Origin of the sequence: Pseudomonas sp. LB-090624, from assembly GCF_003205205.1 — a bacterium.
Classification (GTDB): Bacteria; Pseudomonadota; Gammaproteobacteria; order Pseudomonadales; family Pseudomonadaceae; genus Aquipseudomonas.
On sequence record NZ_QJRL01000002.1, the window covers coordinates 104286 to 121806 of the forward strand.

General features: G+C 64.1%; 20 protein-coding genes. 9 read left to right on the forward strand and 11 right to left on the reverse strand.

Features of this window, described 5'->3' with window-relative positions:
• Positions 1 to 25: 25 nt before the first annotated feature.
• From DMX11_RS02425 to DMX11_RS02450, 6 genes are read left to right on the forward strand one after another with little or no spacing between them, the layout of a single operon-like run.
• A complete protein-coding gene (locus tag DMX11_RS02425) occupies positions 26 to 448 on the forward strand; it encodes a nuclear transport factor 2 family protein (RefSeq protein WP_110743039.1) in 423 nt (140 codons plus the stop codon).
• Positions 445 to 1197, forward strand: a complete 753-nt coding sequence (locus DMX11_RS02430; protein WP_110743040.1) for an SDR family oxidoreductase — start codon at positions 445 to 447, stop codon at positions 1195 to 1197. Before DMX11_RS02425 ends, DMX11_RS02430 begins: the two co-directional genes overlap by 4 nt.
• A 3-nt stretch (positions 1198 to 1200) precedes the next feature.
• Complete coding sequence (locus tag DMX11_RS02435; protein ID WP_110743041.1) at positions 1201 to 2448, forward strand: NAD(P)/FAD-dependent oxidoreductase; 1248 nt, start codon at positions 1201 to 1203, stop codon at positions 2446 to 2448.
• A complete protein-coding gene (locus DMX11_RS02440; protein WP_110743042.1) occupies positions 2445 to 3254 on the forward strand; it encodes a DUF1365 domain-containing protein in 810 nt (269 codons plus the stop codon). Before DMX11_RS02435 ends, DMX11_RS02440 begins: the two co-directional genes overlap by 4 nt.
• The gene (locus tag DMX11_RS02445; protein ID WP_110743043.1) at positions 3229 to 4491 is read left to right on the forward strand and encodes a cyclopropane-fatty-acyl-phospholipid synthase family protein; all 1263 of its coding nucleotides are present in this window, start codon (positions 3229 to 3231) and stop codon (positions 4489 to 4491) included. Before DMX11_RS02440 ends, DMX11_RS02445 begins: the two co-directional genes overlap by 26 nt.
• Positions 4491 to 4979 (forward strand): DUF2878 domain-containing protein, encoded by a 489-nt coding sequence (locus DMX11_RS02450; RefSeq protein WP_110743044.1) that lies wholly within the window; start codon positions 4491 to 4493, stop codon positions 4977 to 4979. Before DMX11_RS02445 ends, DMX11_RS02450 begins: the two co-directional genes overlap by 1 nt.
• On the opposite strand, the gene DMX11_RS02455 is transcribed toward DMX11_RS02450, so the two are convergent.
• The 10 genes from DMX11_RS02455 to DMX11_RS02500 form a co-directional block, all read right to left on the reverse strand.
• Positions 4917 to 5099: a DUF2256 domain-containing protein gene (locus tag DMX11_RS02455; protein ID WP_110743045.1), complete on the reverse strand. Its 183-nt coding sequence runs from the start codon at positions 5097 to 5099 to the stop codon at positions 4917 to 4919. The two genes, DMX11_RS02450 and DMX11_RS02455, sit on opposite strands and share 63 nt — an antisense overlap.
• A complete protein-coding gene (locus DMX11_RS02460; RefSeq protein WP_110743046.1) occupies positions 5096 to 5638 on the reverse strand; it encodes a DUF3833 domain-containing protein in 543 nt (180 codons plus the stop codon). Before DMX11_RS02460 ends, DMX11_RS02455 begins: the two co-directional genes overlap by 4 nt.
• 2 nt (positions 5639 to 5640) lie before the next feature.
• Positions 5641 to 6180: a chalcone isomerase family protein gene (locus tag DMX11_RS02465; RefSeq protein ID WP_110743047.1), complete on the reverse strand. Its 540-nt coding sequence runs from the start codon at positions 6178 to 6180 to the stop codon at positions 5641 to 5643.
• Between the two features lie 83 nt (positions 6181 to 6263).
• A complete protein-coding gene (locus DMX11_RS02470; protein ID WP_110743048.1) occupies positions 6264 to 7628 on the reverse strand; it encodes a sensor histidine kinase in 1365 nt (454 codons plus the stop codon).
• A complete protein-coding gene (locus DMX11_RS02475; RefSeq protein WP_110743049.1) occupies positions 7625 to 8287 on the reverse strand; it encodes a response regulator in 663 nt (220 codons plus the stop codon). The genes DMX11_RS02470 and DMX11_RS02475 overlap by 4 nt, the downstream gene beginning before the upstream one ends.
• Positions 8288 to 8289: 2 nt before the next feature.
• On the reverse strand, positions 8290 to 8931 hold the full coding sequence (locus tag DMX11_RS02480; protein WP_110743050.1) for a tetratricopeptide repeat protein: 642 nt from the start codon (positions 8929 to 8931) through the stop codon (positions 8290 to 8292).
• The gene (locus tag DMX11_RS02485) at positions 8928 to 9734 is read right to left on the reverse strand and encodes an SDR family oxidoreductase (RefSeq protein ID WP_110743051.1); all 807 of its coding nucleotides are present in this window, start codon (positions 9732 to 9734) and stop codon (positions 8928 to 8930) included. The genes DMX11_RS02480 and DMX11_RS02485 overlap by 4 nt, the downstream gene beginning before the upstream one ends.
• Positions 9721 to 10401: a TenA family transcriptional regulator gene (locus tag DMX11_RS02490; protein WP_110743052.1), complete on the reverse strand. Its 681-nt coding sequence runs from the start codon at positions 10399 to 10401 to the stop codon at positions 9721 to 9723. The genes DMX11_RS02485 and DMX11_RS02490 overlap by 14 nt, the downstream gene beginning before the upstream one ends.
• 8 nt (positions 10402 to 10409) lie before the next feature.
• The gene (locus tag DMX11_RS02495) at positions 10410 to 11873 is read right to left on the reverse strand and encodes an AMP-binding protein (RefSeq protein WP_110743053.1); all 1464 of its coding nucleotides are present in this window, start codon (positions 11871 to 11873) and stop codon (positions 10410 to 10412) included.
• Positions 11863 to 12540 carry a thermostable hemolysin gene (locus DMX11_RS02500; protein WP_110743054.1) on the reverse strand — a complete coding sequence of 226 codons (678 nt, stop codon included), beginning with the start codon at positions 12538 to 12540 and terminating at the stop codon, positions 11863 to 11865. Before DMX11_RS02500 ends, DMX11_RS02495 begins: the two co-directional genes overlap by 11 nt.
• Before the next feature lie 272 nt (positions 12541 to 12812).
• Between DMX11_RS02500 and DMX11_RS02505 the strand changes: the two genes are divergently transcribed.
• The 3 genes from DMX11_RS02505 (at position 12813) to DMX11_RS02515 (ending at position 16876) form a co-directional block, all read left to right on the forward strand.
• Entirely contained in the window at positions 12813 to 13115 is a 303-nt protein-coding gene (locus DMX11_RS02505) for a hypothetical protein (RefSeq protein WP_110743055.1), read from the forward strand.
• Between the two features lie 282 nt (positions 13116 to 13397).
• Positions 13398 to 15155: an OPT family oligopeptide transporter gene (locus tag DMX11_RS02510; RefSeq protein WP_110743056.1), complete on the forward strand. Its 1758-nt coding sequence runs from the start codon at positions 13398 to 13400 to the stop codon at positions 15153 to 15155.
• Between the two features lie 200 nt (positions 15156 to 15355).
• A complete protein-coding gene (locus DMX11_RS02515; RefSeq protein ID WP_110743057.1) occupies positions 15356 to 16876 on the forward strand; it encodes an NCS1 family nucleobase:cation symporter-1 in 1521 nt (506 codons plus the stop codon).
• A gap of 93 nt (positions 16877 to 16969) precedes the next feature.
• Here DMX11_RS02515 and DMX11_RS02520 read toward each other — a convergent pair whose 3' ends face one another.
• The gene (locus DMX11_RS02520; protein WP_110743058.1) at positions 16970 to 17407 is read right to left on the reverse strand and encodes a MerR family transcriptional regulator; all 438 of its coding nucleotides are present in this window, start codon (positions 17405 to 17407) and stop codon (positions 16970 to 16972) included.
• Positions 17408 to 17521 lie beyond the last annotated feature (114 nt).

The window sequence follows — 17521 nt, forward strand, 5'->3', positions numbered from 1 at the left end:
TGTACAGCATGGTCCGGAGCCAAGCATGTCATCTTACCTGCAGCAGTTCGCCGAACGCTTCGCCAGGCTCGATGGGGATAACCTCGATGCGCTGGAAGACCTGTACAGCGAGGACGTGGTCTTCCGCGACCCCCTGCATCAGATTCACGGCCTGGAGGCGCTGCAGGCCTACTTCGCCCAGTTGTACGCCAACGCACGGGACATCCGCTATACCTTCGACGCTGCCGATGAGGTGCTGCCTGGCCAGGGGTACCTGCGCTGGACCCTGCAATTTCGCCACCCTCGCTTAGCCAAGGGCGGGCCGGTGACCGTGCAGGGCTGCAGCTATTTGCAATGGCGTGACCGCGTCCACGTTCACCAGGACTTTTTCGACGCAGGCGCCTTGCTGTACGAGCATGTACCGCTCATGGGTGGTGCCATTCGCTGGCTCAAGGGCAGGTTGGCATGAGCCGCTGTTGGCTGACCGGCGCCAGCAGCGGCATCGGTGCCGCACTTGCCCAAGCACTGCTGGAGCAAGGCCACCAGGTGGCGCTGGGTGGCCGCCGTCGGCAACCGCTGCAGGCCTTGGCCGAGCGGTTTCCCGGCCAGGTGCTGCTGGCCGACGGCGACCTCGACGACCCTGCGCAGGTGGCGCAGATCGCCGAACGGATCCAGCAAGCCTGGGGCGCGCTGGATATGGCGGTGTTCAACGCAGGCACTTGTGAATACCTGGAACCTGGGCACTTCGACCCAGCATTGGTCGAACGCGTGGTGCGTACCAATTTATTGGGCGTCTGCCGGTGTTTGGCGGCCGCCCTGCCCTTGTTGCGCGCAGGTGTACGTCCGCACCTGGTGGTGGTCGGCAGCTCGGTGACCTGGTTCGCCCTGCCCAGGGCAGGTGCCTATGGCGCGTCAAAGGCCGCCGTGCGTTATCTGATGGAATCGCAGCGCATTGACCTGGCCCGTGAAGGCATCGACGTGACCCTGGTCAGCCCGGGGTTTGTCGACACCCCGCTGACCCGGCGCAATGACTTCCCGATGCCGCAAATGTGGTCGGCCGAGCGCGCCGCACGCCATATCGTCAGGCGGCTGCCTCGGCGCCCGCTGGAAATCAACTTCCCTGGCCTTTTCACCTGGTGCTTGCGCCTGCTTGGAGCGCTGCCAGCGCGCCTGCGCCTGGCACTGGGGCAACGCCTGGCACGCCATGAACAGGAATGACCCATGCGTATAGCCATTATCGGAAGCGGCATTGCAGGCCTGACCTGCGCCTACCTGTTGTCTCGTCGGCACACGGTAACGGTGTTCGAGGCCGCCAGCTGGATCGGTGGCCATACCCATACCGTCGACGTCACCCTGGGGGGCGAACGGTATGCCATAGACACCGGCTTCATCGTCTTCAACGACTGGACCTACCCCCATTTCATTCGCTTGCTGGACCAGCTCAACGTCGCCTCCCAGCCAACAGAGATGAGCTTTTCGGTGCATGACCCGATCAGCGGCCTGGAGTACAACGGTCACGACCTGGATACCCTGTTCGCCCAACGCAGCAATCTGCTGTCCCCGGGTTTCTGGGGGATGCTGCGCGAAATCCTGCATTTCAACCGCCAGGCGGTAGCCGACCTCGACGCCGGGCGCATCGACACCAACACCACGCTGGGCACGTATTTGCAGGCAAAAGGCTATGGCCGGCGGTTCATCGAACACTACATCGTGCCCATGGGCTCGGCGATCTGGTCGATGTCGCGCGCGGACATGCTTGGCTTCCCGTTGCAGTTCTTCGTGCGGTTCTGCCGCAACCATGGCTTGCTGTCGGTGAACCGGCGCCCACAATGGCGGGTGATCCAGGGCGGTTCGCGCAGCTATGTCGGGCCCTTGAGCCAGCCCTTTGCCGAACGGGTGCGTCTGGACTGCAAGGTTTACCGGGTCGCTCGTGACGAAGGCGGTGTCACTGTCCACAGCGACGCCGGCACGGAGCGCTTCGACAAGGTCGTGTTCGCCTGCCATAGCGACCAAGCCCTGGCCCTGCTGGAAGCGCCGCGCCGGCAGGAGCGCGCCGTGCTGGGTGCCATCGGCTATGCCGACAACGATGTAGTGCTGCACACCGACACCCGCCTGCTGCCACGCCGGCGCAAAGCCTGGGCCAGCTGGAACTATCGCTTGGGCGACAACGGGCAGGCGCCGGCCGCGCTGACCTACAACATGAATATCCTGCAGGGCATACAGGCCCCCGTGACGTTCTGTGTCAGCCTGAACCAGACCGCGCTCATCGATCCGGCCCAGATCATCGCCCGCTTCACCTACGCCCACCCGCAATACAGCCTTGCCGCATTTGCGGCGCAGCCGCGCCACGCGCAATTGCAGGGCTACATGCACAGTTATTTCTGCGGCGCCTACTGGGGCAATGGCTTCCACGAAGACGGCGTCGCCAGCGCGCTGCAGGTGGCCAGCCACTTTGGTGAACAATTATGAACAGCAGCCTGTGCCTGGGTTGGCTCAGCCATCGGCGCCTTGGCCCGCGACCACATGCGTTTCGTTACCGGGTGGGCATGTTCTACCTGGACCTGGACGAACAAGGCTGGCTGCTGGGCCTGTCGCGCTGGTTGAGAAGGTCACGCCTGGCACCGTTGAGCTGGCGGGAGACCGACTACCTGCCGGCGCTGACCCGCCAAGGCCAACCGCTTGCCCAGGCCGCGCGGCTGCTGGTAGGCCAGGCCACTGGGCGCATGCCCGACGGGCCGGTACGCCTGCTGACCCAACTGCGTTGCTGGGGGCTGTCGTTCAACCCGGTGAGCTTCTATTTCTGCCACGACCGCGACGGGCACCTGCAGGCCATTCTGCTGGAGGTGCGCAACACCCCATGGCGCGAGCGGTTCCACTACGTGTTGCCGGTGCAAGGCGGGCTGGCGCAACACTTTTCCCTGACCAAGCGCTTCCATGTATCGCCGTTCATGCCGCTGGACATGGACTACCGCCTGCGCTTCCACCTCGACGAAACGCGGGTGCGCATTCACATGGAAAACTGGCGACGCGGCCACAAGGTATTCGAGGCCGACCTGGCCTTGCAGCGCCAGCCACTGGATCGCTCGGCGTTGCACCGCTACATCCTGGCATTTCCCTGGATGAGCCTGCGTACCGTGACCGGCATTTACTGGCAAGCCTTGCGCCTTTTCTGCAAGCGCACGCCCATCCACAACCACATCGCCAGCCAGGCTGACCTGGCCCTTGGCCAACCTTGCGAGGACTCTGATCATGTCGAATCCCACCCTGAGCGTTAGCAAGTCGGCAGGCCTTGCACCCTGGCTTGGCGGGCTGGCGCGCAACGCCGTGCTGGCGCAGTTGGCCAAGTTGCGCCATGGCCACCTGCGCTTGCTCTGTCACGGCCGGCAATGGGCGTTCGGCGATGCTGACAGTGCCCTGCAGGCAGAGGTGGAAATCCTTGATGACGCCGCTTGGGGCCTACTGGCGGGCAATGGCTCGATCGGTGCTGGCGAGGCCTATATCCATGGTTACTGGCGCAGCCCGGACCTGGGGCTGGTCACCCGCCTGTTCGTCGCCAACCTTGAGGTGCTCGATGCCCTGGAAGGCGGCCTGGCACGGCTCGGCCGCCCCGCCCTGCGGTTGCTGCACCGGTTCAACCGCAACAACCGGCGCGGTGCGCGACGCAACATCATGGCCCACTACGACCTGGGCAACACGTTGTTCGAGCACCTGCTGGACCCCACCATGATGTACTCGGCCGCCCAGTTCGAGCACCCCGGTCAAACGCTGGAAGCGGCCCAGCGGCACAAGCTGGAGCGCACCTGCCAGAAACTCGACCTGAGCCCGAGCGACCACCTGCTGGAGATCGGCACTGGCTGGGGCAGCCTCGCAATCCATGCCGCAAGCCGCTTCGGCTGCCGGGTCACCACCACCACACTGTCACAGGCGCAGTACAGCTATACACGTCAACGGGTCAAGGACCTTGGCCTGGAGCAACAGGTCACGGTGCTGCAAGAGGACTACCGCGACCTGCGCGGCACGTTCGACAAACTGGTTTCCATCGAGATGATCGAGGCGGTCGGCCACCGCTACCTGCCCACGTACTTTCGCCAGTGCGCAGGCCTGCTCAAGGCGGATGGCTTGATGCTGCTGCAAGCCATCACCATTCGTGACCAGCGCTATGACCAGGCGCGGCGCTCGGTGGACTTTATCCAGCGCTACATCTTCCCCGGCGGCGCCCTGCCATCGCTAAGCGTGTTGCTTGACACCGCCAGCCGCCAGACCGCGCTCAACCTCGTGCACCTGGAGGACTTCGGTGTCGACTACGCCCTGACCCTGCGGCACTGGCGCGACAACCTGAAGCAGGCACGCGCCCCGCTCGCGGCGTTGGGCTATGACGAGACATTCCAGCGCTTGTGGGAATTTTACCTGTGCTATTGCCAGGGCGGCTTTGAAGAGCGGGCCATCGGCGTGGCGCAGCTGCTGTGGGCAGCGCCGAACGCCCGCCGCGCGCCGTTGCCCGAGAACAGGTAATGGCTACCCGCTGGCTGGTTGCCAATGCGCTGTGGCTGCAGCTCGGCTGGTGGCTATGCGTGTTGGGTGCCAGCACCACGTCACTGTTGCTGCTGGTGCCCTTGGGCCTGGTATTGCACCTGTGGGCGTGCCCACAGCCGCGTGCGGAAGCCAGGGCACTGGTGCGTGTGACCTTGGCGGGTTGTGTGCTGGACAGCGTGCTGGGGGCTGTGGGGGTGTTCGATTTTGCCGCATGGCCGCTGCCCTTGTGGCTGGCGCTGCTGTGGCTGGTGCTGGCCAGCGGCTTGCGCCACAGCCTGGCCTGGGCCGGATGGCCGTTCCTGCGCGGGGCGGCAATCGGTGCAGTGGGCGGCCCCCTGGCCTATCTGGGCGGAGCCAGGCTGGCCGATGTAGCCTTGCCCCACGGGCCTTTGGCGACCGGCCTGCTACTGGTGCCGATCTGGGCGTTGGCCTTGCCCTTGTTGGTTCGCCTGGCTGCGTGGCGCTGAACGCCTGCAACGCTGCGAGCAATAGCGCACCTGGTCCCAGCAGCGCGCCCAGCGCTTGCGCCAGGTGAACGGCCGGCCGCAGGTAGCGCAAACCTTGCTGGCATGCCCGTGCAGCCTCATGGTGTACCCTCTGGCAGGCGACGGAAGAACAGCGTGATCTGGCCGATCTCCACACCCAGTTTGCGCATGCTGGAGCGGTTGATCAGGGTGTCCTGATCCATCAGGTACATCCAGTCGTCCAGTTCGACTTCCCAATGCTTCCCGTCCACGGGCAGGTCCAGCCGGTAGCGCCAACGCAGCGCGTTGCCCGCCACTTCACCTTGCGCTTCGCCGATCACGTCCCCCGCCGTGCCACGCCACCGGCCGGGGCCATCCGGCACCAGGGTCCAGGTTCGCTGCTGGCGTGTGCCGTCGCTGTACACAAAATGCTCGTCGAGGATCAACCGCTCACCTTCACGACGGCTGTCGATGCGCACGTGGAATCGTTTGACCACCTCCCCGGAACGCTTCTGGAACATGCCCCAGGCTTGGACAGGGCGGGAAAAGAAGTCCGCCAGGTCGAGCTTGGGTTGCTCGCCGGCATAATGCTCGACCCCCACATTGCCGCAACTGCCCAAAAGCAGGCAGCCGGTTAGCAACAGCGCTTTGCCAAGGTTCATGATCACTGGCCTCCGTCGGTGTCGGCCAGCCCCAGCAGGCGCCGACGCAATTGTGGGTCCCTGGCATCCGGGCCAAGCCAGATGGCGAAGAATGCCCGGGCAAATACAGGGTCGGCGATTTCGCTGCTGAGTGTGCTGCCAACATAAAAGCGGCACCCCTGGCCCGGCAGGTAAACGCCCGTGATGCGCATACCGGGGCGTACGTCCACGAATGCCCGTTCCAGCGCCTCGGTCCACTGCGCACTGCGTTGCGCAGTCATACTGGCCGGGTCAAGCCTGCGCATTTCCGCGAGACTGGCCTGCACCAACGTGTCCCTGGACAGTGACCGGTGGTACAGAAGCTCAAGCGCGAACGGTTGGTCCCAGCCCTGCACAGGCGCGATTGCCCATAACCGGGCGGTGTACAAGCGTAAGCCCCACCAGCTGAACTCACCTTCGCCCAGCCGTTGTGCCGACGGTAAGTCCGACCGCCAGTCCGCCGCCGTTGCAGACAGGGCCGTCAGTAACAAGCACAGACAAGTCCAACGGGCTGGGTGCGCCATGCTGACCTCGGTGACTGCGTAAAATACTGTACAACAATATCAACTTGTACAGGTTTGTCACCATAAATGTATAGGTTTACCGCTCAGGTCAATGGCAAGCGCAAGGTGGCAGCCAGGCCCCCGCTCGGTCGATTCTGCAGGTGCACCTGCCCGCCCAGGCGGTCGATGATGGTGGCGACGATGGACAACCCGAGCCCTGCGCCATTGGGGCTGTTACGGCTGTAGAAACGCTCGAACACCCGAGAGACTTCCGAGGCCTGGATGCCCGGCCCCTCGTCTTCGACGATCAGCTCGAAACGGTTGTCCAGGCGCCTGAGCAACACACTGATGCGCCCTCCCGACGGCGAGTGTTCTACAGCGTTGGAAACCAGGTTCTGCAGCGCAATGGCCAACGCACCGGCATCGATGGCCAAGTGGTGATCGCCTTCGCCAATGTCCAGCGACGGCTCGAGGCCGCGGTCGAGTATCCACGGGGTCAACTCTGCCAGGGTGTCGGTGACCACCTCGGCCAGGTCGACCTTGGCCGCTGCCTGCTGGCCCAGCCGAGGTTCGACCCGGGCCAGGGTCAGCAATTGGTTCACCACCCGGGTCAGCCGGTCGACGCCCCCAATCAGAAAGCCCAGTGCCTTGTGCCGCTCGGCCTCGGTGCTGGCCTCCAGCGCGTTCTGCGCATGCAGGCGCAGTACCGCCAGCGGCGTACGCATTTCGTGGGCCGCATCAGCGATGAACCGGTGCTCGCGCCGCAACATGTCCTCGATTTGCGCCAGCAGGCGGTTGATGGCCGCCTGCATGGGCTCCAGCTCCGATGGCAACGGCGCCAGGCGCAAGGGCTCGAGCGAATCGGCGTGGCGTGCGCGGATGACCGTGGCCATGTTCTGCAACGGTCGCAAGCCCCAACCGATCGCCACCCATACCAGCAGCACCAAGGCCAGGCTGCCGAGCAGGAACGGGAACAGGGTGTGGCGCACGATCCGGTCGATCAAGTCGTAACGAACATCATCGCGTTCGCCCACCCAGATAACCCAGTGCTTCTCGGGTACCGGCAAGACGAAGCCACGCCATTGCCGGTCGCCGCTGGAAAAATCGTAGAACCCCGGTTCGCTCGGTGGCACCGCAAGCGCCGGTGCACTCGGGGTATGCACCAGCAAAGCGCCACCCTCGCCCCACACCTGGAACGCCAGCTTGCTCTCGTAGGGGTGGCCGACCCGGTGATGGCCCGCCTGGGCCAACGCATCGTTGAATGCCTTGTACATGGCTTCACGCGAGCCGCCTTGCACCGGCAGGCTCATCACCCCCAGCAGCAAGCGGGCGTTCTGTGCCAGGTGGGCGTCGTACACCTCGTTTATTTCATGGCGGCTGTCGTGGTAGTTGTACAGCGTCAGCAGCCCGGTACCCAGCAGGAGCAACAGCATCACGCGCCAGAGCGTGCGTCGACGCAGCGAGCTCATACCTTGCCCTCGACCAGGTAACCGATGCCTCGCACTGTACGGATAAGGCCGTTGTACAGTTTTTTGCGCAGGTGATAGATGTGCACTTCCAAGGTATTGCTTTCGGGCTCCTCATCCCAGCCATACAGCAGCTGGGTCAGGCGTTCACGGGTGAACACCTTGCCAGGCTGCGCCAGCAACTCATGCAGCAAGCGGTACTCCTTTGGGGTCAATGTCACTTCGACCCCCTGGTAGTGCACTTGCTGGGTAGCGGGGTCGAGCATGACGCCCGCATGCTCGATCAACACCTTGGCACGCCCGGCGCTACGCCTGAGCAAGGCACGCAACCGCGCCTTCAGCTCGTTCAGGTCGAACGGTTTCACCAGGTAGTCATCGGCGCCGGCATCTAGCCCGGCGATACGATCATCCAGGGCATCCCGGGCGGTGAGGATCAGCACCGGCAGGCTATTGCCAGCGCCCCTCACGCGCCGTAGGACCTCGATGCCATCCAGGCGCGGCAAGCCGAGGTCCAGAATTGCCAGGTCGAACGTTTCAAGTTGCAGGGCATGCAAGCCATCCTGGCCGTCTCGCAACCAGTCCAGCGTATACCCCTCCTGGCGCAAACCATCGCAGATCCCCTCGCCCAACGCGGTATCGTCCTCAACCAGCAGTAGCCGCATGTTCAGTCCTGTTTGTCCTTTATTGCCTTGAGTAAAGCATCGATATCCGCGCGCCGGCCCTGGTCCGCCAGTTCACGGCCCGGCCGCGGCGGTGCCTGCAAGGCTTTGTGCAAGGCCGCGGTGGCTTCAGGGTAGCGCTTTTGCCGGTACAGGTGGTCGGCCCAGAAGTAGTTGCTGTCGATGCCGTCTGGGTTCACCTTCAGGGCTTGGCGCAACAGCTCGTCGGCCTTGTCGGCATCACCAAAACCTATCGGCCAGCCTGGGACCTGGTCATAGAGCGTGCCAAGGCTGGTGTAGGCCGAGCCTTGCAGGGCCTCAGGGTCCAGTTTCAGGGCTTGCTCCAGACTGGCCTTGGCCGCCTTGACCTTGCCCAGCGCGCCCAGGCCACCAACGGCACCTGCCCAGCTGCTGTTGATGATGCCCTCCCAGATCAACGGCTCCGGCGTGCCGGGGTGTTGCTTGACGAATGCCGCCGCATCGCCAGACAACCTTTCAAAAGCATCTGCCCGTTGCGCTTTTGGTGTCTGATACTGGATCTGCGCCCAACGCTGCTGCAGGTTGCTCAGCTGTTGGTTGCCGGCCGGGTCCAATGCCCAGCTGAAGGGGGTGAACGCCAGCAGGCTGACAATGACCAGGCGCTTCATTTGCTCGACTCCTTGGTATGGCCGCCAATGTAGCGGCGAATGACGGGCAGTTGCTTGCGCAAGGCGCGGTCGACCACCCCTGGCAGCATGCCGTTGATGCGCACGAAGAGCTTTTCCGGCCACCCCAGGTACAGCTCGTTGCGTTCCGACTGGACCGCCACGAGCACGGCACGGGCCACATCGGCAGGGTCGTCCATGCCGACCTTCAGGGCCTGGTTGAGTGCAGTCGCGGCGCTGCTGTTCATGTTGGTGCGGGTAGCACGAGGCGCGGCATACAGCACATTCACCGTGGTGTCGGCCAGCTCCCGGCGCAACGCCTCGGAAAAACCGCGCAGGGCAAACTTGCTGGCGCAGTAGGTGGCATAACCGGGGTAGCCGATCGAGCCATAGGTGGAGCCGACATTCACCACCAGCGCCTTGGGTTGCGCGCGCAGCATGGGCAGGCAGGCGCGGGTCAGTTGCAAAGGCGCCTTGATGTTGATGTCGAGCAACTCGTCCAGCGCATATTCGTCCAGCTGGTCGAGCAAAGCGAAGCGGTTCACTCCGGCAGCATTGATCAACACATTGACCCCGCCCATCTCATGGGCGCGGTTGACGACCTGATCACGCCCCGCCTGGGTGCGCAGGTCGGCCGTTTGCCAGCGCAAGCGATCCGGGTAGCGGTTCATCAGCCCTGCCAGCTTGCCCAGATGCCGGCTCACCGCCAGTACCCGGGCGCCGGCCGCGCACAGTTGCCCGGCCAGTTCCAGACCGATGCCGCCGCTGGCACCGGTCAGCACCACCACCGATTCAGACAAGCGCATGCTGCACCTCGGTATGGTCCACCCGAGGCAGGCCTTCGAACATGGCGGTATACAGCGGGTACACCACCTTGGCGGCGCGAATCACCGCCTGCTGATCATCCGCGTCCTCCAGCCGGTCCATCAGGCGCTTGTAGGTGACCATGTGGTCCTGGTCCAGCGCACCGTGGGAGCTGAGGTAGCTGAATGCCTGGTCGGGCAGCCCGAGGCTACCCTGGATCGCACCGGCAGCGTGGGTGGCCAGGGCAATGCTGGTGCCTTCCAGCACATTGACCAGGCCGAACAACCCGACCGGGTTGCCGCGGGCGATCAGGTCGTACAGGTAGGCAACCATCAGTTCGATCGGCAAGGCGGGCCGACCATCCCGCACCGCCTCCCAATCACCGCCACAGGCCTTCATATCGTTGAGGATCCACTGCTCGTGGCCATATTCTTCATCGATGTATTCGCACACCGCGCCACGCAGCCATTCCAGCCGTGAGGGCAGGCGCGCGCCGCAAGCCATCATCAGCGGCACGGTGTGGCGCACATGGTGGTAGGCCTGGGTAAGGAAGGCGATATAGCTGGCCCGGCTGACCTGGCCAGCCAGCGCCTCGCGAATCACAGGCACCGCGAACAAAGCCTGGCGTTCGTGGCTGGTTTGCAACTGCAACGTATCGAAAAATGACATGACGGACCTCATAACGGGATTTCGGACAACAGAGAGTGGTAACGCTGCAGGATCGCCTCACGTCGTGGGCGGCCGTTGGCAGTCAGGGTGTGCCCGGTTGCCGTGAACGGCGCGGGTAATCGTCGCCAGGCATGCACCCTGGCGTAGTCGGGCAGGCGCGCATTGCATTGCTGCACGGCTTGCTCGATGGCCGCGTCCGTGGCGCCGGGGTCGAGTGGCCAGAGCAATCCCAGGTTGCGCGGCAGGCCTTCGCCGTGGACGAACGCCTGGGCGATTACCCCGCTCTGGGTCAGCTCGGCCTCTACCCATTCAGGGTTGACGTTGCGCCCGAAGCTGGTGATGAACTGGTGTTTCTTGCGCCCGTTCAGGTGCAGGTAGCCTTCATCATCGAAGAAACCCAGGTCGCCGGTGGCCCACCAGGCCTCCCTGGTCGGCGTCTCCCCCAGGTAGCCAAGCAGCAGGGAGCCGGCAACCAGCACCTCGCCATCCTCGGCAATGCGTACCTGCACATGGGGCAATGGCCGGCCAACGCTGCCTCGGCGCAGCGCACCGGGGCGGTTGAGCGACACCACCGAGGCACACTCCGACAGCCCATACCCTTCGAACACTGGCAAGCCGATGGCCTCGGCCCGCGCCAGCAGGCTGGGTGCCACCCGTGCGCCGCCCACCGCGACAAAACGCAGCGGGCCGACGCGCGTCAGCCCACGCTCGATCGCCGTCACCAGGCCCAACAGCAGCTGTGGAACCAGAATCAGGCTGTGCGCGCCGCTGAGCGCGATGGCACCCAGCAATCGCTTGAAATCAACCTGGCTGGCACCGCCCATGCCCAGCTGCGCCTGTGGGTAGAGCAACACGCTGGCCCCTGCCATCAAGGCGGCGTAGACACCCAGGTTTTCCAGCAATACGCCCAGCGGGAGCACCGCCAGGTAGCGCTGGGGCTGCGTGGGCCGGCTGGCCAGTTCCAGTTCATGGGCAACCCGCAGCACGGCATCCGCGCCCAGGCATACGCCTTTGGGGCTGCCCGTGCTGCCGGAGGTGTAGGTGATCTTGGCGGTACCTTGAGGCAGCGTGGCAGGGGGCTGTACTGCGCGGGCCCAGAAACCGTCCTGTTCGACAAAGCCCAGTTGGCTGAGCATGCCCTCCCAGGTCTGCGGGCAAAGCACCAGGCTGGCGCCACTCTGTTCGATGCAATGCTGCACCTGGGCTGTGCTGAAGAATGCTGGCACGGTCACGCAGGCGCGCCCCGAGACCAGGGCCGCCAAGTCCCAGAACAGCAGTTCGGGGCCGTTATCCAGCCCCAATAGCAACACGCCGGCCGGTCGTTGGCTCAACACCTCGGCACGCTGCCAAACCTCAGCCAGCAGTTGCTTGTAGCTGTAGCGGGCCGTGGCCCCTTCTATCGCCGGGGCGTCGCCCCGCTCACGCCCGTGCGCCAGCAACACCTGCCGGAAATGCTCAAGTTCATGCGGCATGCCCGGCCTCCTCGTCCAACGCCGGAAAGCCAAGGCGGCGGAACACACCTGCGGTGCGCAGCAGGTCGAAGCCGTGATGGATTTCGCCAACGAACACTTGCGGATGTTGGGCGTAATAGCTGCCCCACTGCTCTGCAGGTTCGCCCAGGCGTGCCGGGTCGGCCGGCGCGAGCAAGGTGGGTACCAGCCCCAGGCGCTGGAAGCTGTTGATCAACGTAGAGGCACCGGTGAACGCCACCCACTGCAGCCCTCGCCTGGCAAGCAACCACGTCACGGCCGTTATCATGATGCGCGCGCTGCCAGCACTGAGTGACGCCAGGTTGCCCACCTCGACCATGCATTCACGTCCCAAGGGCAGGCTGGTGATGTGCGAAATTGCACTCTCCAGTGGCACGTCCAGGTAGCGTTCGAGAAACAGCGGGCCGCTGCTGGCGGGGCGTATTCCCGCTGCGGCAATCAGTTGGCCGTGGCTGTCCCGCAGGGCCAGCAACTCGGGCAGGTAGTGATGGACATCGGCATGGTGCACATCAGCGAAACAGCGGTGAATGAAGTGCTCGAGCTCATCACGGCCGGGCTCGCCCTGCAGGTGCAGGGACAGACAGGCGTGATGCTCCGCGTGGGTGCCAATGGGCAATGGGAGCAGGCTGCTCCACAGGGTATGGGTCATGAAACTCCCCCCGACTGGGTTAGTGAGGGTGAGTATCGGAGGCAAGTCTGAAGGGAATCTGAAGTTGCCTGAAAAAGTCTGTGTCGGCTCGCGAAGCGAATGACACCGTTACGCAGGCCCGGTGTTGGCCTGGGTTTTCAGCCACTAAAGGTTTGCACCCTGTTACTTAAAGCGCCTCGTCCGAAAAACCCTAAACTTTTGCAGCGCCCGGAAATTTTCCCAAGTCACAACTGAACACAGACCTTCCTGTGTTTGACTTGAGGTAAGCGATCATGGCGAACAATCAAGACAAAGGCGGCCATCAAGGCGGTGCCGGCAAACCTGACATGGGCCAAGCCGGCCAGCAAGGAGGCCATGGATCAGGCGGGGACGCTGGCAAGCACCAAGGCGGCCAGCAAACCGGGCAACGGCCTGAAGACAAGATGAACAAGGACTGGGACGCGTCCCAGGACAAAGGTCGCCAGGGTGGCCAGTCGGGCGACAATAGCCGCGACACGCAAACGGCTGACAAGACAGGCTCGATGGGCGGCAAGCAGGCCCGCGATGATCAGCAGGACATGGACAAGAACCGCTGATTGCATTGACTGAGCAGCCTTGCTGCGAAAGGGTCGTGAGTGGCAAAGCACCGCTTCAGCCTTAGCGCCCACTGCTTCGCAGCACACGGCTGCTCCCGCCGCAGAACCTTGCCGGCCCTATCGTATGCTGGGGCCGGCCCTCCCCGCACTCATCCCGCGTCCCGCGTCCAAAGACAGCTGCCTCTCCAGGCGCTATAACCGAAGTCGCTGCGCAAGCCGCACGGAACCTTCGTGACTGTCAGTGCTCAGTTGTGCAGAGTGCTTGCGACACAAAGGATTGCCATGGAACACGTTGCATCCACTGCCCTCCCCGAAGTTCGCGTCGAACGGGAACTGAGCCCGCGAGCGGTGCTGACCGGCGCGGTACTGGGCATCTTGCTAACGCCGTCGAATGTCTATGCAGGGCTGAAGATCGGCTGGTCCTTCAACATGTCGATCATCGCCCTGCTGGTGGGTTTCGCGCTGTGGCAGGGCCTCGTTGGGCGCAGCACGCACCGGCCCACATGGTCGCTGCATGAAAGCAACATCAACCAGACCGTGGCCTCGGCCGCAGCCTCCATCGTTTCCGGCGGGCTGGTGGCGCCGATCCCGGCCTATACCCTGCTCACCGGTCATCAGCTGGATCCGCTGCCGATGATGGCCTGGGTTTTCTCGGTGAGCTTCCTGGGCATCTGGATCGCCTGGTATCTGCGCCCCGCCTTGCTCAACGACCATGACCTGAAGTTCCCCGAGGGCATGGCGACCCTGGAAACGCTGCAGCAGATCTACCATCACGGCCAGGAGGCCATGACGCGGATCAAGGTGCTGTGCAGCGCCGCGTTGTTGTCAGGGCTGGTGAAATGGGTAGACGGTTTCGCCTGGGCAATACCCCGTTGGGCACCCACACCCACGCTTGAGCGCCTGACCTTTACTGTCGACCCCTCGCTGATGCTCATCGGCTTTGGCGGCATTATCGGTATCCGCGTGGGCCTGACATTGCTGCTGGGGGCCGCGCTGGCGTGGGGTGGGTTGGCACCGTGGCTGATCGACCATGCCCTGGTAGTGCTGGCGCCCAACGCCAGCGGCCCGCAGTTCGCGGCACTGGTGGAATGGCTGTTGTGGCCGGGGGTCAGCCTGATGGTGTGTGCGACCCTGACAGCGCTTGCGCTGCGTCTGCTGCAAGTGACCCGCCGACCACCCCGCGCCCCTCGGGCTAACCAGGCAGCACGGGCCAGGGGCCGGTGGTCACCGTGGCCGGCGTCGGGGTTGCTGGTTGCCAGCGCACTGGTAGTGAGCTTGCAGGTGCTGCTGTTCGGGATCGATGGGTGGATGGCGTTGTTGAGCATCCCGCTGGCGGTGTGCCTTGCCGTGGTCGCCGCACGCGTGGTCGGGGCCACCGGCATCGCGCCGATCGGCGCTATCGGCAAACTGTCGCAGCTGGGCTTCGGCCTGGTCGCCCCGGGCCAGGTAGCAATCAACCTGATGAGCGCCAACACCGCAGGCGGCGCGGCCGGGCAGTCCACCGACCTGATGAACGACTTCAAGGTCGGTCAGGCGATCGGCGCCACCCCGCACAAGCAGCTGATCGCACAGTGCATTGGTATCGCGATCGGCAGCGTGGTCGGCGTGCTGGTCTACCTCGTGCTGATACCCGACCCAAAGGCCCTGCTGCTCACCGAGCAATGGCCCGCGCCGGCGGTAGCGACCTGGAAAGCAGTGGCCGAAACCCTGACTCAGGGGCTTGGTGCACTGGCGCCCGAACTGCGCTGGGCCATTGCTGCCGGCAGTGCGGTGGGCGTCGTACTGGGCGCGCTGGACAGCCTGCTGCCGCGGCGCGCGGCGCGTTGGCTGCCAAGTACGGCCGCACTGGGCCTGGCGTTCATTCTGCCCGCGTCGATCAGCCTGATGATGGGCCTGGGCGCAGTCCTTACCTGGCTGGTCAGCTGCCGCTGGCCGAGTATCGCCGAGCGCTTTGCGATTACAGCGGCCGCTGGGCTAATTGCCGGTGAGAGCATCATGGGTGTTGGGGCATCGTTCTGGGAAATGCTGCGCGCGCTCTAGGGGTGCATCCTGCGGATGCAGCGGGTAACAACCGCGCACTGAACTGTGCACAAAATTCCCAGCCCCCACCCTCATCGAACCCTGCAGAAGCGGGTAGCGAAGCCAGACAGCCATGAAAACCGCCGAAGTCCAAGGTTGGTACGAATCTTGTTTGTATACAAATACAAAGAATAAAAGTACACAACCATCATGGAGTTCCGATGGCGTCGATTTCGCGTTCCGATGTTAGCCAGCTTGCTGTTCGCCCCGCCGATGAGGCCGAGGCCGCTCAGCTGGCGTTAAGCCTGCGCCTGTATAGCGCCGACCTGGCCCCGACCCGCGCGGCCAATCGAACCTGGGGCCGCTACAGCCTGTTCGCGCTGTGGACCAACGATGTGCACAACATGGCCAACTACTCCTTCGCCATCGGCCTGTTCGCGCTGGGCATGAGCGGTGCGCAGATCCTTGCCGCCTTTGCCCTCGGTGCGCTGGTGATCTATGGCTTGATGAACCTTTCTGGCTACATGGGCCAGAAAACCGGCCTGCCCTACCCGGTCATGTGCCGGATCAGCTTCGGCATCCATGGTGCACAGATCCCGGCACTGATCCGCGCGGTGATCGCCATCGCCTGGTTCGGCATCCAGACCTACCTCGCCTCGGTCGTATTGCGTGTCCTGCTCACCGCCATCGCCCCAGACCTCGCGGCTTACGACCAGAACTCGATCCTCGGCCTGTCGACGCTGGGCTGGGTCACATTCCTCGGTATCTGGTGCGTGCAAGTGGCGATCTTCGCCTACGGCATGGAAATGGTCCGCCGCTTCGAATCCTTCGCCGGGCCGATCATCCTGGTCGCCTTCGCCGGTTTGGCAGGCTGGATGTACTGGCGCAGCGGCCTGTCGATTTCCTGGTCCAGCGGCAACGCCCCGAGTGGCGCTGCCATGTGGCTGAAGGTGTTCGGTGCAGCTGCGCTGTGGGTTTCGCTGTACGGCACCATGATCCTCAACTTCTGCGACTTCACCCGCAACTGCCCGGACCGCCGCACCATCAGCGTGGGCAACTTCTGGGGCCTGCCGGTGAACATGCTCGGGTTCGCGCTGATTGCCGTGGTACTGGCCGGCGCGCAGTTCAGCATCGACGGCAGGCTGGTACAGGGCCCGACCGAAATCGTCGCGGCCATTCCCAGCACCGCCGGCCTGGTGCTGGCGTGCCTGGCGTTCCTGATCGTCACCGTGGCGGTGAACATCATGGCCAACTTCGTTGCTCCGGCCTACGTGCTCACCAACCTGGCCCCGAACCTGCTCAACTTCCGCCGCGCCGGCCTGCTCAGTGCGTCCATTGCGGTACTGATCCTGCCTTGGCACCTGTACAACAGCCCGTCGGTGATCGTGTATTTCCTCGGCGGCCTGGGTGCCCTGCTCGGCCCGCTGTACGGCATCATCGTCACCGACTACTACCTGGTACGCCGCAGCCGGGTGAACCTGCCGCAGCTGTATAGCGAAAGCAAGCACGCCACCTACCATTACAACGGTGGGGTCAACTTGCGCGCCGTAGCGGCATTCATCCCGGCGGCGCTGATCGCCATCGTGCTGGCGCTGGTACCGGCGTTCGAAACGCTGTCACAGTTCTCCTGGTTCTTCGGCGCCGGCCTGGGCGGCCTGATCCATTACGCCCTGGCCAACCGCAACGCCGGCTACCTCGAGGTCAGTGGCGAAAGCATTGCGGTGGATAGCGCGCACCATTGAGGTGGCATCACGCGCCAGCCACGTCCCTGCTGGCGTGGGGGCGGCCACCGGCTGCTGGTGGCCGCTCATGGCCGGCTTCGTACCAAGCCGGGTTCATTGCCCGACAGTGCTGGGCTTGGGCGAGCCAAGCGCTTCGCGCAGGCGGCCAAGCACACGTTGGCTGTTGTCCCCGCAGGGCATGTCGGCGGGCTTGTTTTCAATGCCATCGATCACCATCAGCAACTGCGCCTTGTTGCGCGCCAGGCGTACCTGCACCGCCTCGATCTCCTCGACCTTGCGCTTCAGCCCGGACAGCAGCTGGTCATGGCGCCAACCGTTCGAGCTCACCGGCAGCAGGTGCCGGATCTCGTCCAGGGAAAACCCCGCAGCCTGGGCGCTGGTGATCAACTCCAGGGTCCACAGCGCATCCTCTGAATAGTCACGGTAGCCGTTGGCCTTGCGTTCGACCGATTGAATCAGCCCGCTGGCCTCATAGAAACGGATTCGCGATGGGGCAAGCCCCGTGATTTTAGCTAGCTGTCCAATCCTCATACCGCACCTTCAGGAAGCATCGACCTTGAACCCACTTTAACGCCGCAGGCGCGAACAACCTATCGATTACGCGCGCCCGACGTTCAGGCAATGCTGCAACCTGGGCTGCGATGT